Below are 16,999 nucleotides of genomic sequence, written 5' to 3' on the forward strand. Positions count from 1 at the left end.
TTCACTAATAAACTTGTGTTTCTGGAATTGGTACGACAAACTTTCCTCCCCATTCCCGAATTTTTGCCATTTGTTCCATCACTTCATCTTTGAGATTCCAGGCCAGAATTAACAAGTAATCTGGCTTAGTTTCAAAGATTTTATCTGGAGATAAAATGGGGATATGACTACCGGGCATAAATAATCCTTGTTTGTGAGGATTGCGATCTACTACGTAATCGATAAAGTCTGTACGAATACCGCAGTAATTGAGCAGGATGTTGCCTTTGGATGGCGCACCGTAAGCAACAATTACTTTTCCTTCAGATTTGGCTTGAATGAGAAAGCTTAACAGTTTCCGCTTTGTTGCTTTAACTCTTTCACTAAATTTTAGATAAGTTTCTATCTGGTCTAATCCGGCTTGGATTTCTTTTTCTTTCACCCGCTCTATGCGATCGGTGACAACTGGATTTGGTGCGTTTTCATGCTTTCCATAGATGCGAATTGAACCGCCATGAGTCGGAATTTCTTCTACATCAAACAGGGTTAAGCCGTGGGTGGCAAAGATTTTTTCGACAGTTAATAAAGATAGATAAGAAAAATGTTCTTCGTGAATTGTATCAAATTGATTTCCTTCTACGATCTGTAATAAATGGGGAAACTCCATTGTCAAAATACCAGATGGTTTTAAGACAAGCTTCATTCCCGCTACAAAATCATTTAAATCTGGTACATGAGCTAAAACATTATTTCCTAATAAAAGATCGGCTTGTTTGCCTTGGGAGACGACTTCTTTTGCTGTTTCTACACCAAAAAATCTGACCAGAACAGGAATGCCTTTTTCTTGGGCTACTTTCGCTACATTACCCGCAGGTTCTATTCCTAAAACAGGAATTTGTTTGGCCTGAAAATACTGGAGCATATAACCATCATTACTGGCAATTTCTACAACTTGACTATTTTGGTTAAGCCCCAATTTGGCGATTATCATATCGCTGTAAGCTTTGGCGTGTTTTAGCCAACTATCGGAATAAGAAGAAAAGTAAGGGTAATTCCCATCGCCAAACATATATTCTGGCGATTCGATTTCTTCTAATTGCACCAACAAACATTTTTCGCAAACATTAGCACGAATCGGATAAAATTTTTCAACGCGATTAAGCTGCTCTTGACTTAAATAGTCATTCGCGATCGGTGACATTCCTAAATCAGCAAAATTATGTTTAATCGGGGTATTGCAGAAAGCGCAGTGAGAGTTTTTCATGGTTGATTTTGTCGTGATATTTGTTATGATTTAATTAAGGTTTTTTCTACAGGAAAGAAGTAGTGATTTTGCTCTGCCCGTAATCGATCGCAGAGTCTGCCTGTGGGCAATTCTACATCATTGTAACTTACTACTTGGTCTTTGGGAATATCTCGCTTGAGGCGACAACCTTCGGCTAAACCTATTGGCAATAGATTTTCTCTTGTTACCACATCGGAATTTTCGCACTGACCGTAGACCAAATAGCCGCCGATACCGTCTAAAGTTTCTCCTGCTTTGAGATTAGTTTTTGCGATCGCCACCACATCTACAACTGGGCCACCCAAAGGCGCTAATATGACATCTTGAAACAACACAACTCTAGCTACTGATATTGGTACTTCAAAGTAGCAGAGATGGTAAGGCGTGTAGAAGCTGTATAAAGGGCCTTCACCTAATTTAAAAAGATTGAGATAATGGCGATGTTTGGGATCGTCGTTGGTAGCAAAGATAAAGACGCCCGGACTTGGTTTTGCACCTAAAACATAGTCTACAATGCCACCCCATTCTTTTAGTTGGTCAACGTCATACATATTAGTCATTTCATCAACATGACCGGAGTATTCGTATCCCAACATACCGCGTTTGGCGACTTTCATACCCGTGCCATTGGCAACGATCGCTTGCTCAAAAGATATCTTAGTACCATCAGCAAAACTGGTCACCATTTGCGGTGTTTGATCCCAGCGTTTGGCGAAAGCTTCCTGGGTAGTGGGGTTGCGATAATGGTCTTGCAGCCCTTTAATATTACCGCATAAAAGAGGAGTTAATCCAATACTTTTAACGAACCGATAAAGGTTCATTTCTACCCCTGGTTGATCGCCATCGCAGGCGGTGATAATCACGCCTGCGCGATCGGCATAAACTTTCAAAATAGGGCCGATCGTACTATCTAATTCGGCATTCATCAAGATGATATGTTTGCGATGGGATATCGCTTCCATCACGACTTTAGCCGCAAATTCGATCGTACCAGTGACTTCAATTAAAGCATCGATGCTTTCTGCTTGGCACAACAACATCGCATCATCGGTTATCGCATATTTCCCTTGAGCGATCGCATCTTCTAAATTAGCCACATTATTAACAACTTTAACCTCTGCAACTCCCGCTTCTTCATAAGCTCGCTTTGCTTTATCCAAATGTCGGTTAAAGATAGCTACCAGCTTCATTCCTGGCACTGAATTGATAATTTGGTTGGCAATGCCTCGACCCATCGCTCCAGCACCAATCATTGCTACTTTGATGGGGTTTCCTGCTTCTGCGCGTGCTTGCAGCGCTCGATCTACAATAATCATTTTTCTCCTCCTATAAGAACCGATTCCAAGAATGGCCAACTCGCATCTTTTGCCGAAATTTCACTCACTGAGAGTGGCCAATTTATATTAAGTAAAGGATCGTCGTAACGCAGACCTCGTTCGTATCCATGAGTATAAAAATCGCTTACTTGATAGATTGCTTCCGCTTCATCTGTCAAAGCTTGGTAGCCATTAGCAAACATTTCCGGTACGTACAAAGCGCGGCGGTTTTCATCTGTTAATTCCACACCAATATGAGATAGATAGGTAGGAGATTCAGGACGCATATCTACAATTACTTCATAAATAGCGCCTTTGGTACAGCGAATCAATTTTGCTTCTGTTACCGGAGGAGTTTGATAGTGCAATCCGCGCAGCGTACCTTTTTTAGGGTTAAAAGATAAGTTCGTTTGGGCAATTGGTGGTTTCAAGCCTCGCTCTTCAAAGTCTTTCGCGCAAAATATACGCGCAAAAAAGCCTCGCCGATCGGATATTTTTTCGATATCGACTAAGAAAGCTCCTTGCAACTGCGTTTCCGTAAATTGCATAATTTAATTCACCGATAAAACAGGTGGCGTAGCGATTAATGAGCGAGATAAAACACTATTTTCTTCTAAATTTCCATAGCGCTTAATTTGGTCTTCCACAATCTCTCTTATATCCTGCTTATTGAGATAACTTTGGTAAAATTCTACTATCCATTCAAGGGTTTGCTCTAAGGATAATGCAGGTTGCCATCCCAATTTAGCTTTAGCTTTCGAGCAATCAAGCTTCAAGTAATTGTCTTCGTGGGGATGATGCGCTGCATCTAATTCCCAACTCGCTCCATTTCCCCATAATTTTGTTAACTTCTCCACAATCCAAATTACAGGTTTGGCATCTTCTTCGTTAGGGCCAAAGTTCCAAGCTTCGGCGTATTCAGGCCCATATTTCCACAAATGCTGGGCTACGCACAAATAACCGCTCAAAGGTTGCAAGACGTGCTGCCAAGGACGAGTGGCATGGGGGTTGCGAATTAAGACCGATCGACCCATCATAAACGATCGCATAATATCGGGAATTAACCGATCTGCCGCCCAGTCACCGCCACCGATGACGTTACCTGCTCTGACACTTGCTATTGCTACCTTGTGGCGAGCGTAATCAGCAGCAGAAAAATAAGAATCTCGATAGGCAGCAATTACTATTTCCGCACAAGCTTTGCTGCTGGAATAGGGGTCTCGACCTCCCAAAGTTTCATTTTCGCGATATCCCCAAACCCATTCTTTATTTTGATAGCATTTATCGCTAGTAATCGACACCACTGTTCGGACACTGGGAGTGTGGCGAACTGCTTCTAAAACGTTCACCGTTCCGATGATATTTGTGGTGTAAGTTTCCACCGGATACTGATAGGAATAACGCACCAACGGTTGAGCGGCTAGATGAAAAACAATTTCTGGTTGATGTTGTGCCATCACCGCTTGGAGATTTTCCAAATCGCGAATATCTCCGACGATCGAAATCATCCCTCGCTCCACATTTGCCAGTTCAAACAAACTGGGTTGCGTCGGTGCTGGCAAGGAATATCCTATAGTCGCTGCTCCTAAGCTTTGCAACCACAGGGATAGCCAACTACCTTTAAATCCCGTATGGCCTGTAATTAAAACTTTTTTACCATGCCAAAATGTATAATCCATTAATTCACCTGTTTATCACTAAAGATAATTCTTAGCTGCGAAATTTTTACCAGATTTTCCAGGGCGGATTTCCATTTTCCCACAGATTTTCCAGGTAATTCTTATCCCTGAGAGTATCCATCGGTTGCCAAAATCCATCGTGCCTGTAAGCTGATAGCTGTTGGTGATGCGCGAGTTTTTGCATTGGTTCTTGTTCCCACACTGTCGCATCATCAGCAATGTAATCGATCGCTGCCGATTCTACAACAAAATACCCCCCATTAATCCAGGCTCCATCTCCTTGTGGCTTTTCATGAAAACTATTGATGATAGTTTGATCTTTTGCCAAAGAAATAGCTCCGAAACGTCCCGGTTGCTGAACGGCAGTCAAGGTTACCAAGGTGCCCTGCTGTTGGTGGAATTCTATTACTTTAGCGATATTTACATTACTGACTCCATCTCCGTAAGTTAAGCAAAAAGTTTCATTACCAATATGCTCTCTCACTCGCTTCAATCGTCCGCCAGTCATAGTTTTTTCGCCTGTATCTACCAACGTGACGCGCCAAGGTTCCGCATAGCCTTTATGAATGTTCATTTGATTAAATCGCAAATCAAATGTGACATCCGACATCCGCATAAAATAGTTGGCAAAATACTCTTTGATCGTATAACCTTTGTAACCGCAACAAATAATAAAGTCGTTAATACCATAAGCGGCATAAATCTTCATTATGTGCCAGAGAATTGGCTGTCCCCCAATTTCCACCATTGGTTTTGGCTTAATGGTGGTTTCTTCGCTTAAGCGAGTACCCAATCCCCCTGCTAATATCACTGCTTTCATAGGATTACCACGGTTATTAAAATTATTTATTGTTCCATTTAATTCTTACCTATTCTATAGGATATATCATTAATATATAAAGTAAAGCAATATAAAAATCTAAAGAATAGATTAAAAAAATATAAATTTTTGATGAAAATGATTTTTTGTACCCTAGCTCAGATGTTTCGGAACTTTTATGGAAATTTTGGCTACCAATCTATAAGGGTGAATTTTCTGGCTTGCGAATTAATGGCATAACTTCTCATTTATAACCCTTACTACAATTATGTGCGATCGCCCAAACCATACAGTCAAGCTTGTTGGCTACCAAACTTAAAAAAACTCAAAATACTTTGGTACAGATCTGCGGCAAGATAGAAAATCCAGGCGTAAATAATAACTACAGATCGAAAACAATGCCGCAATCAACGATAGAATCAGTCCTGCAAGAAAAACGCTTATTCCAACCATCCCCAGAATTCTCGCAAAACGCTCATATTAAGAGCTTAGAGGAATATCAGCAACTATACGATCGCGCCAAAGCCGATCCCCAGAAATTTTGGGCAGAACTAGCCGAACAAGAGTTAGAGTGGTTCCAAAAGTGGGATACCGTCTTAGATTGGCAACCGCCTTTCGCTAAGTGGTTCGTCAACGGTAAAACCAATATTTCCTATAACTGTCTGGACAGACACCTAACTACTTGGCGGAAAAATAAGGCAGCTTTAATCTGGGAAGGAGAACCGGGAGATACCCGCACTCTCACTTACGCGCAATTGCATCGGGAAGTTTGCCAATTTGCCAATGTGCTGAAACAGCTAGGCGTGCAAAAAGGCGATCGCGTCGGTATCTATATGCCCATGATTCCAGAAGCGGCGATCGCCATGTTAGCTTGTGCCAGAATTGGCGCACCCCACACGGTTGTCTTCGGCGGTTTCAGTGCGGAGGCGTTGCGCGATCGCCTCATCGACGGACAAGCGAAGGTGGTAGTCACCGCCGATGGCGGCTGGCGCAAAGATGCGATCGTACCTCTCAAAACTCAAGTAGACAAAGCTTTGGCAGAAGGCGTCCCCAGCGTCAAAGATGTGGTGGTTGTCAAGCGCACCGGTCAAGAAATACACATGGAATCAGGACGCGATCGCTGGTGGCACGACTTGCAAAAAGGTGTCTCCGCCGAATGCCCCGCCGAAGAAATGGATAGCGAGGACTTACTTTTCATCCTCTATACCTCCGGCAGTACCGGCAAACCGAAAGGCGTCGTCCACACCACTGGCGGTTATAACTTATACACCCACATGACAACCAAGTGGATTTTCGACATTAAAGACACCGATGTATATTGGTGTACCGCCGATATCGGTTGGATTACGGGACACAGCTACGTACTTTACGGCCCCTTATCCAACGGTGCAACCAGTCTGATGTACGAAGGTGCGCCGCGTGCGTCCAATCCCGGTTGTTTCTGGGATGTGATCGAAAAACACGGCGTCACAGTTTTTTATACCGCACCTACGGCGATTCGCGCTTTCATCAAAGCAGGCGAACAGCTACCCAAAGCGCGAAATCTCTCTTCCCTGCGGTTGTTGGGAACCGTCGGCGAACCGATTAACCCAGAAGCTTGGATGTGGTATCACCGGGTAATTGGCGGCGAACGCTGTCCGATCGTCGATACTTGGTGGCAAACAGAAACTGGCGGTATTATGATTACCGCGCTACCTGGGGCAATTCCCACCAAACCCGGTTCCGCTACCCGTCCTTTCCCCGGCATTATCGCCGATGTGGTCGATTTGGATGGCAATTCGGTGGGCGATAATGAAGGCGGCTATCTGTCGGTAGAATATCCTTGGCCGGGGATGATGCGGACATTGTACGGCGATCCCGATCGCTTCCGCCGCACTTATTGGGAACACATTCCCCCGCAAGATGGGCAGTATTTCTACTTTGCTGGCGATGGGGCACGTCGCGATGAAGATGGTTATTTCTGGGTGATGGGTCGCGTTGATGATGTAATAAATGTTGCCGGACATCGCCTCGGTACGATGGAAGTCGAATCGGCGTTAGTGTCTCACCCAGCGGTAGCTGAAGCGGCTGTTGTGGGTAAGCCGGACGAACTGAAAGGCGAAGATATTGTTGCTTTTGTGACTTTAGAAAGTACGTATGAACCGACGGATGAACTGAACAAGCAACTGAAGCAGCACGTTGTTCAGGAAATTGGCGCGATCGCACGTCCCGGAGAAATTCGCTTTACCGACGCATTACCGAAAACTCGTTCCGGTAAAATCATGCGGCGCTTGCTGCGAAATCTCGCCGCCGGACAAGAAGTTTCCGGCGATACTTCTACTTTGGAAGATCGGGGCGTTTTGGATAAGTTGAGAGAAGGCGCTTAGGATGAGAGGATTTTGGATTGCTGGGTAATTCAAAATCTAAAATTATCTAAATTGCCAAGAGCGATCGCTGTTTTTTAACCGAAGAGCGATCGCTTTTCAGTCCGCTCTTTTAAAATCGTTGTAAAAATAGCTAAACGTCAAAGCATAGATATTTAGCTAAGAAACCGAGTTTCTTAGCTTTTGTCGAGCGTGAGATAAGATGTGAGACTATGAGATTACGATCGCATTTTAGGAAAAAATGAAAATGCGATCGCATTTGGAGAAAGTCCGGCTGTACTAACTCTCAAACTACTATTCTAAATAAGAGTTAGTAAAGAATTGCTAGTAATCTAAGTAATAATTCATTTCAAAGTTTAACCTGCGCCTTTCCCCCCAAGCCATATGCAGGCTATATCTAAATGAACATATATTTTCATTTTGTGGAAAGCCTATCCAATTATTTCCGGCACTAGAAAGTATCTGTGAATATGTTCCTACCCATCCACGATTACACGGCTTTATCTGGTATCGAACTGAAAACCTTTGATCTGGGGGTGTATAATTTACGGGATCTATATAAAATCCTGCGATACGTCTAGCTTGTCCTTTATCCCTGGTAGGATACTGATCGAATCCGCAGTAATCGCCTGGGCCATCAAATATACAGTATCCATTTTTTTGCCCGCCTGATAATGCCCAAGGATCTCTAGCAATAGATATGCCCGCAGTTAATAAAAAACCTAAAACAAGACAAATTGAAACTAACAAATATTTTGCACGCATTGTTTTTTCATCTCGCTAAGATGTGTGAATAATTAACTTTTTAAAACATCATACGATCGCGCATATCCGACAATAATTCAGTTTGCTTAATCATAAAAAGTTGTATTATATCGTGTAAAATGTAAGAAAATGTGATAAAAAATTAGATAAAATATACAAAAACCAGCAAATAAGCGACTTATGGAACTTCAGGAAATCTTAAGATTTGCCGACGAGGTAGTGTTTTCCAATACGGGAAACCACTTAGATGATTTGCAACAGGCTATCTTAAGGGAAACATTCCAAGGTCGGAAATATGCGAAAATAGCAGAAGATCGTAATTGCAGTGAAGGTTATGTGAGGGGCGCTGCTTCTGAACTATGGAAAATACTTTCAGAGGTATTAGGCGAAGATGTTAGTAAAGTGAATGTGAGAGGAATACTAGAAAGGGCAAAATTTTATAATAGTTATTCATCAGCTATAGAGAAAAATTATGGAACAGTTAATAATGTAAATATTTGTCAAGAAAAGACGCGATCGCACTCCCCCACACCACAACCTCAAGAAACCCCAAATCAACCCCAAATGGACTTAGGCGACGCACCGGAAATCTTCAGATTTTACGATCGCACCACCGAACTCGCCACCCTCGAAAACTGGATATTACAACAAAACTGTCGCCTCATCGCACTTCTGGGAATCACCGGAATCGGTAAAACCACCCTAGCACTTCGACTAATCGAACAAATCAAAACGAACTTCCACTACATCATCTATCGCAGTCTCCACTTTTCCCCCACACTCAACACCATACTCACCAATTTATTGCAAATCTTCCCCCAACAAGCAGACATTCCCCAAAATACCGAAGCGCAAATATCCCAACTTCTCAACTACCTACGCCAGCATCGCTGTTTAATTATATTCGATGACTTACAAATGCTTTTTGCCAGCGGACAACTGGCGGGTCAATATAAAACAGGATATGAAGATTATCAATTATTTTTTAAACTAATTGCCGAAGTTAATCATAATAGCTGTTTTTTACTCAATAGCTGGGAAAAACCAAGAGAAATTGCCAAACTAGAAAGCAGCAATAACTACGTGCAAACCTTCGTTTTAGGCAGTTTAGGATTAGCAGGGAAAGAAATACTGAAATACCGTAAATTATCAGACGAAGAAAGTTGGGAAAATTTGATCCATACCTATGAAGGTAATCCTTTGTGGTTAGAATTAACTGCTAGCACGATTCAAGAATTATTTGGCGGTAGTGTCGCTAACTTTTTGCAATGTGATGCACCGATATTAGATGAATCTTTACAAGCGCAATTAGACCAACAATTTCAGCGCCTAACTCAGCAAGAGTTAGCAGTGATGATTCAACTGGCGAAGGAAAGCGAACCTGTTGCTTTGCCGGATATTTTAAAGATAGTAGGATTATCGGTATCCGATTTAGTGAATGTAATGCGCTCTCTAAAAATGCGGTTATTATTAGAAGTAGAAGAAGAAAGTAAAACAACTTATTTTAGCTTAAATCATGTTCTAAAAGAATATGTCAAAAATCGATATTACCCAAAAGTTAAATAATTTTGTAGTAGGTAAGTTTGTTTTTTTTGGTAATTGTTATGGTAAGGTTATAATGGGAACATTTTTGTATGGAAACGGCATTATAAATATATTGATATATGCGGAACGGGAATCTGTCCTTGTTCCTGTATTCAACAGGCGATCGCTTTGCCATTCCTCAACTTCTTTTTGACATTCTTTTGGATTAAAATTAAAATAAACGTCAATGACGCAAATTAATTAATATGTCTTTAAAAATTAATATACTCTACAACCTCATCTTATTCTTTGTTGACATAGCGGTTTTGATATGGCTTAGTCGCAAGCAGACGCGGTGGGCGATCGGTGCTGGCATAGGTTTATTTGCTTTAGCGGGATTGTTTTTTGCAGCGTTTCTGGGAGAAAGTTTATTTGGGATAGCTCGACTGATGAGCTATGGTATATTCTTGCATGGGTTGATTATATCGATCGGCTTAGCGATCGCACTGTACGAATCGTTCAAAAAAATTGCGATCGCCTTTGCTGTGTTGGCAGTAATCATCGGCGGTATCGGTCTTGATGCGTTTGCGATCGAACCTTATTGGCTGCAAGTATCTCACGTTCAAATCAGTACCCCAAAGCTAGAAAAGCCATTAAAAATACTCGTCCTCGCTGACTTCCAAACCGACGTTTGGGGCGATTATCAGCGGCAAGCATTGCGTACAGCCATAAATCAGAAAGCTGACCTGATACTTCTGCCCGGAGATTATATCCAAGTATACAACTCTCCTGGCCGAGAAAAACTGCGGCAAAACCTCAACTCCTTCCTCAAAGAAATCAACTTCGATGCCAAGTTAGGCGTATATGCTGTCAAAGGCGATCAAGAGTTTTATGAGGGATGGGCGCATATTTTTGATGGTTTGCCCGTAACAGTATTTCAAGATAGTAGAACCATACCGCTAGCCAAACTTTGCATCACCGGACTAACTCTAAACGATTCGCGAAATCCTCAGTTAAAAATTCCCGAATGTGTAGGCAAATTTCACATCGTCTTCGGTCATGCACCTGATTTTGCTTTAGGCAATATTAATGCCGATTTGTTAGTTGCAGGTCACACTCATGGCGGTCAGGTGCGACTTCCTTTCATTGGCCCTGCGATCAAAATGTCGAGAGTGCCTCGCAAATGGGCAGCTGGTGTCACCGATATCGGTGACGGACGCACGCTGATAGTTTCGCGAGGAGTTGGGATGGAAAGGGGAGTTGCACCCAGAGTGAGGTTTTTGTGCCGTCCGGAATTAGTTGTCATCGATTTACTGCCTATTTAAAAAACCCATTTTGGATATTTTTATCGTGACATCAATAGGAAATAGGCAGCTTAACTGTAAATTTTGTGCCTTCACCAACTTGACTTTCTGCATAAATTTCGCCTTTATGTAAATCAACGCAACTTTTGACGATCGATAACCCTAAGCCAGTACCGGGAATTTCCCCGACATTTGCAGCGCGATGGAAAGTTTCAAACAATTTTTGCAGGTCTTCTGGCGGAATACCAATACCGCGATCGCGAATTTGGAATATTACCCAATTTTCCTCAAAATTGAGCGTAAAATCAACTCTTCCACCTTGGGGAGAATATTTAATCGCATTAGAAAGCAAGTTAACCAAGATGTGCCGCAGTAATTTTTCGTCGATATAAGCATCTCGAACTTCACCATTAATTGCCAAGACAATTTGCTGCGGCATAAGTTCTGCTATTTGCAATTCATCTAAGATTTGTTCGCAGAGTTTAACTAAATTCAACCTTGTGGGTTGGCATGATAATTTGCCCGATTCCATCCGCCCCAAAGTTAACACATCTTCCAACAAACTATTCATATTTTTGACCGCTTTTTGAATACGTTGAAGATGTTTTTTCTTTTTGTCTTCCGACCATTTGTCATTATACATTTCCAGCAAATCTGCGGACATAATAATGCTGGTGAGGGGATTGCGAAACTCGTGGGAGGTAATGGACATATAACGCGATCGCAGTTCGCTGAGTTCCTCTGCTTTTTTGCGTAACTCTTCGGAAATTGCCAGTTCTTGTCTGAGTTTTTCTTGCTCCAGATGTTTGAGCCGCGCCAACTCAATATTAGCGTTCAATTCTTTTTCTTTAAACGGCTTAATTAAATAACCAAAAGAACCCGTATTTTTAGCCCGATTTAATGTGCTAGTATCTGCATTTGCCGTTAAATAAATTACGGGTATATGGTAGTTACTCCAAATATATTCTGCTGTCTCGATCCCGTCCATTTCCCCTTGCAGCATGATATCCATCAAAATCAGGTCTGGTTTCTCTTCGACGGCTTTTTGAATGGCTTCTTCTCCTGATGGAATCATTGCCACGACTTCATATCCTAGTTTTTTTAACTTATTTTCTAGGTTTTTAGCGACAATCAATTCATCTTCAACAACTAAAATCTTACAATTGTTCATAATCTTAAATCCTCTGAGGTTTGTTTTAAACGTAGGGTGGGAACTGCCCACCAAAATGCCTGTAAACATTGAACCTAGCTAATGGTGGCTAGTGCCCACCCTACAAATTATCTTTTGTTTATTTATGTCCACTTACTTATCTCCATTTATGTTTAGTTTTTTCTCCGATATTTGAGTTCTGATAGAGTTAGCTTAAATCGCGTGCCATTGTTTCTATCTAACTCTATATTACCCTTTAGTTGTTTAGTTAATGTGCATACTAACTGCAATCCTAGAGATGTTTCAATTTTCTGGAAGTTTAAATTTTCCGGGAAGCCGATGCCGTTATCGCTAACGCTCAGGATGATATGGTTTTGCTCGTCTAAATAAAGTTGTACCCAAATTTCTCCTTCTCTGCCGTATGGGAAAGCGTGTTTCAAAGCATTAGAAACTAATTCGTTAATAATTAAGCCGCAAGGTATAGATGTATCTAGATTGAGGCAAACATTGTCGATATCAATAATATATTTTATTAACTCTTGATCTACGCCATAAGAGCTAAAAAGATTATCTACCAAGTTGGCAACATAATCAGAAAAATCTATTTTAGCTAAATCTTTAGATTGATATAGTTGTTCGTGGATGAGCGCCATTGATTGAATGCGGCTTTGACTGTCTAAAAATATATTCATCATTTCTGGCGAATCGATGAATTGAGATTGCAGATCGATCATACTAGAAATTATTTGTAGGTTATTTTTGACGCGGTGGTGGATTTCTTTTAAGAGTACTTCTTTTTCTTTGAGCGATGCTTTTATTTGCTCCTCAGCATTTTCGCGTTCAGTAATATCGAGCCCTACTGAAACGCAAGCGCGATCGCTATTGTATTTTTGGGCTACCACTAAATAACTGCGTTCTTGTCCATTTGTTTCAATAGATATTGTTTGAGAGTCTGTTTGATTAGATATGGCAAAAAACTGACTGATAAATTGGACAAATTCTCTGCTATTTTCTAAGAAGCCGATCGGTTGACCGATAAAGCTTTCCACAGGTAGTTTGAAAGTATCAGATAAGTGTCGGTTTACACCCAAGTATTTCAAATCCGAACTAATCCAAGACACAAACCCAGGTACGGTATCCAAGACAGCTTGTAGTTTACCTTTAGCTTGTTGTAATGCTTCTTCTGCCATTTGACTTTCTTTGGCTATCGATATCGCCGTTGCCGCCGAACTCAGTATACTAATTTCTAAAGGTTCCCATACCCTTGCTTGTATACAATTATCAAAACCAATAAAACCAAAGAATTCACCATTTACTATTAGGGGTAAAATCAAGATAGACAAAATACCTTGGTCTGCTAATATCTGGCGTTCTGGTTCGGGAAATTCTGTGACTGTACCCTCAATAATGTCACCTTTAGATAAGGCACCAAGCCAATTTGGTGACAATTTATCTAAGGGGAAATTTTGCAAGCCTTGATTCTCAATTTGAGGTTCAATTTTTTCAGCACACCATTCCGCACGCTGACTGGTTAGCAGTCTACCTGTGGAATCCTGATGATTTTCAAATATATAAATACGGCTGACATCACAAACTTGCCCTAAATTTGACAAAATTAAGTTATAAGTTTCATTATCTACAGGAGAAGCTAATAGTTGACGTTGGACTTCTACGAGTGCCGTTAAATAACGATCGCGCTTAGCTAATAAAGCTTCTGCTTGTTTGCGCTGTGTAATATCCCGACAAACGCAAATCAATCCTACGCCTTCAATCAAAGTGAGGGAAACTTCTTCATCAAATGTAGAACCATCTTTCCTTTTAGCAGTTGTCTCTCCTTGAAATTTACCTGTATTTCCCAACGCAGGAAATACTTCTTTCTGAAAATTGGCGATTTCTCTTGGGTAGTATAATTCTTGCCAATTTTTCCCTAATAATTCAATAGCATTTTTATAACCGAACATTTCCGCATGAGCTTGATTGAGGTAACTATATTGGCTGTTTTCATCCAAAATTGCAATGCCATCCATCGCGGCTTCAATGGCGGCTAGCTGTCGCTTCAGAGATTGTTCTGTTTGTTTGCGATCGCTAATATCTCTTTGAATAATGACAATATACGCAAATTGCCCATTTTCGTCACTCGCAACAGAAGATGACAAGTCCATCATGGTAATTGTGCCATCTTTACAAATAAATTCTACTTCTAAACGCTGGGTGCCTGTTTGCAACAAATTGGGAAACATTTCGGCAAAAATTTTTTGAGAACAAGCAGTAAAAAATCGATCTATTCGATGACCGATTAACTCGATTTCTGTATAGCCAGACTGCTGAATAGAAGCTGGATTAGTTTGCCAGATTAAGCCATCTAAGTCTACAACGTGAATGAAATCAGCCGCTGCTTCAAACAAAGACCGGAATCTGACTTCACTCAGACTTAGCGCTTCTTCTGCTTGCTTGCGCTGCGTAATATCAAAACCTATAGATAAGTATTGGTAAGGTTTACCCAGAGCATTTTTAGAAGGAACGATCGTAGTGTCTACCCAATGATAATTACCATTCTTGTCTTGATTTTTAATTTCACCTCGCCAAACTTGACCGCTGGCAATAGTTTGCCACATTTGTTTAAAGAAGCTTTTTGAATGATAGCCTGAATTGATAAGATTGTGGGTATTCGCAATTAGTTCAACTTGAGAGTATTGATAAATTTCGCAAAATTTATCATTCACATAAGTAATAATGCCTTTTTCTTCTGTAATAGAAACAATTGCTGCTTGATCTAAGGCAAACTTTTGAAAGGCTAATTCCTTTGTTCGTTCTTGCACTTTGCTTTCTAGTTCTTCGTTTAGTGTTTGCAATGCTGATTCGACGTGTTTGCGATCGCTAATATCGGTGATCGTGCCAACATAAAGGATATCCTGCTGGTTATTTTGTTTTTCAGCGATTGCTTGACCGAGTACCCAAGTAATAGTGCCATCCGGACAAATAAACCGATATTCTGAGCGAAAAGGTTTCTTTTTTTTTATAGCGTAATTCCACTCCGTTAAAACGCGATCGCAATCTTCTGGATGCAATCTATTTGCCCAACCTTTAGTTAATAATTCGTCGGCTGTAACTCCCATAATTTCACAACAACGCTCATTAACGTAGGTGCAATTTCCTTGCATATCCGTACAAAAAATGCCTACGGGTGCTGCTTTTGTTAAAGTGGCGTAACGCTGTTCGCTTTGACGCAGTGCTTCCTCTGTGCGTATTCGCTCTGCCAGTTCAGTTTCAGCTTTTTCAAGCGCTTTAGATTGCTGGATAGATATGGCTATTTGCACGCTGAGTTGGTCTAATAATTCTAATTCAAATGTTTGCCATTCACGCGGGTGCGAGCATTGATGTGCGATCAACAAACCCCATAAATTATCGGCGATCAAAATCGGGACAACTAAATTAGATTTTACTTGTAAATTTTCTAATAACTCTAGGTGACAAGGAGTTAAGTTTGCCGTGTAAATATTATGACAAGCCCATTGTTTACCTTGAATATATTTGGTTACTCCTCCGTCAATAAAACAAGTATCTTCGATTTGGCTTTCTATTGCCGCCGTCCAACCAAAATCAACTGATTCAGCCACTACGCGCCCATCCATGTTGGGTAAGAAATGGTAGATCATGACCCGATCGCACTTTAAGATTTGCCGCACTTCCGTAACTGTAGAGTTGAGAATATCTTCTAATTTGAGAGATTGGCGAATCCGAGATGCGATCGATCTCAACAGGCGTTCTCCTTCTGCTTGCTGTCGCACTTGAGCAGTACGTTCTTGCACCTGATTTTCTAATTCGATATTGCGATTTTTAAGCAGCTCTATTTTTTCCGCTTCTAGCTTGGAGACAGATTGGTGCAATGTTTGCACGACACCATACATTTCCAGCGGATCGAGCGATCGCAGCAAAGTAGTTTGAGTGACAATCCCCACCAGTTCTCCCACTTCTCCAACTACTACTAATCGCTGCACCCGCCGCGAAAGCATTTCCTGATGGGCTGTCCACAGCAAATCTTGAGGACTCAAGCAAAATAGCGGCGTACTCATCACCGTTTGAGCTTGGATTTTCGCTAAATCTAGGTCTAGTACCTGAAACTGCAAGATATCTCTCTCAGTGACAATCCCCACAGGTTTGAGTTTTTTTTCTTTTGTTGGATGATAAATAACTACACAACTCACCCGATGCGCCCCCATTAGTTCGGCTAATTCCAAAACCGAAGCGGTAGTAGGTGCTGCGATTACCTGTCTAGTCATCACCTCCGCCACCTGTCGGATGCGGAAAAGATTGCTTGGTTGCAAAGCTTGACGAAGGCTCTCAGATGTTACCACTCCTAGCAGTTTTCCGTCAGTATCCAAAATTGGCAAGTGGCGAATACGGTGTTGTCGCATCATCGCGATCGCAGTGAAAACATCGAAAGATTTTCGATCTTGTATCAGGGTAATTACAGGGTGAGTCATCACCTGCGCGATCGTCACACCTTTAAAACTGCGCCGCGAAACAGTTAACTTGACCAAATCTCTCTCAGTAAATACTCCCACCAAGCGAGATTCTTCGATCACCAAAACACAGCTAGTACCATTTGAATTTAAGCCTGTTGTTGCCTCTGATTTTGCCAACATACAAAGACTTCCCCGTACCTGGCTCATTTGCACCAAAACATCTAGTAGGAGAGCATTTGGGGAAACTATGAGGGGTGAACGGTCAAGTACTTGGTTTAGATCCGGCGAGTACAGAGGCAAAACATTCTCTGACATAGTAAATTTAAAACGCTAATATCTGGTAAATCT

The 16,999-nt window shown here is 41.4% G+C and carries 11 protein-coding genes; 3 read left to right on the forward strand and 8 right to left on the reverse strand.

Annotated elements, in window-relative coordinates:
- Positions 1-4: 4 nt before the first annotated feature.
- Genes ACE1CD_RS05780 through rfbF form a run of 5 tightly spaced genes read right to left on the reverse strand, consistent with a single transcriptional unit; the run spans position 5 to position 5,079 of the window.
- Positions 5-1,243 carry a methyltransferase domain-containing protein gene (locus tag ACE1CD_RS05780; protein WP_374822259.1) on the reverse strand — a complete coding sequence of 413 codons (1,239 nt, stop codon included), beginning with the start codon at positions 1,241-1,243 and terminating at the stop codon, positions 5-7.
- 23 nt (positions 1,244-1,266) lie between these two features.
- Positions 1,267-2,580 carry an NAD(P)H-dependent oxidoreductase gene (locus ACE1CD_RS05785; protein WP_374822262.1) on the reverse strand — a complete coding sequence of 438 codons (1,314 nt, stop codon included), beginning with the start codon at positions 2,578-2,580 and terminating at the stop codon, positions 1,267-1,269.
- A complete protein-coding gene (gene rfbC, locus ACE1CD_RS05790) occupies positions 2,577-3,128 on the reverse strand; it encodes a dTDP-4-dehydrorhamnose 3,5-epimerase (RefSeq protein WP_374822265.1) in 552 nt (183 codons plus the stop codon). Before rfbC ends, ACE1CD_RS05785 begins: the two co-directional genes overlap by 4 nt.
- 3 nt (positions 3,129-3,131) lie before the next feature.
- Positions 3,132-4,259: a CDP-glucose 4,6-dehydratase gene (gene rfbG / locus ACE1CD_RS05795; RefSeq protein ID WP_374822268.1), complete on the reverse strand. Its 1,128-nt coding sequence runs from the start codon at positions 4,257-4,259 to the stop codon at positions 3,132-3,134.
- A 46-nt stretch (positions 4,260-4,305) separates the two neighbouring features.
- The gene (rfbF, locus tag ACE1CD_RS05800; RefSeq protein WP_374822271.1) at positions 4,306-5,079 is read right to left on the reverse strand and encodes a glucose-1-phosphate cytidylyltransferase; all 774 of its coding nucleotides are present in this window, start codon (positions 5,077-5,079) and stop codon (positions 4,306-4,308) included.
- Between the two features lie 398 nt (positions 5,080-5,477).
- Here rfbF and acs point away from each other — a divergent pair, with 398 nt between their 5' ends.
- A complete protein-coding gene (acs, locus tag ACE1CD_RS05805) occupies positions 5,478-7,445 on the forward strand; it encodes an acetate--CoA ligase (RefSeq protein WP_374822274.1) in 1,968 nt (655 codons plus the stop codon).
- Between the two features lie 321 nt (positions 7,446-7,766).
- Here the strand turns inward: acs and ACE1CD_RS05810 are convergent, their stop codons facing one another.
- Positions 7,767-8,207: a hypothetical protein gene (locus ACE1CD_RS05810; RefSeq protein WP_374822277.1), complete on the reverse strand. Its 441-nt coding sequence runs from the start codon at positions 8,205-8,207 to the stop codon at positions 7,767-7,769.
- Between the two features lie 180 nt (positions 8,208-8,387).
- Here ACE1CD_RS05810 and ACE1CD_RS05815 point away from each other — a divergent pair, with 180 nt between their 5' ends.
- Entirely contained in the window at positions 8,388-9,773 is a 1,386-nt protein-coding gene (locus ACE1CD_RS05815) for an ATP-binding protein (protein WP_374822280.1), read from the forward strand.
- A gap of 224 nt (positions 9,774-9,997) precedes the next feature.
- Positions 9,998-11,056, forward strand: coding sequence for a metallophosphoesterase (locus ACE1CD_RS05820; protein WP_374822283.1), 1,059 nt, complete (start codon positions 9,998-10,000; stop codon positions 11,054-11,056).
- Between the two features lie 31 nt (positions 11,057-11,087).
- Here the strand turns inward: ACE1CD_RS05820 and ACE1CD_RS05825 are convergent, their stop codons facing one another.
- A complete protein-coding gene (locus tag ACE1CD_RS05825) occupies positions 11,088-12,206 on the reverse strand; it encodes an ATP-binding protein (protein ID WP_374822286.1) in 1,119 nt (372 codons plus the stop codon).
- Positions 12,207-12,358: 152 nt separating this feature from the next.
- Positions 12,359-16,966 (reverse strand): PAS domain S-box protein, encoded by a 4,608-nt coding sequence (locus ACE1CD_RS05830; RefSeq protein WP_374822289.1) that lies wholly within the window; start codon positions 16,964-16,966, stop codon positions 12,359-12,361.
- Between the last annotated feature and the right edge of the window lie 33 nt (positions 16,967-16,999).

This window comes from Aerosakkonema sp. BLCC-F183 (genome assembly GCF_041929145.1).
In the GTDB taxonomy this organism is placed as follows: Bacteria; Cyanobacteriota; Cyanobacteriia; order Cyanobacteriales; family Aerosakkonemataceae; genus Aerosakkonema.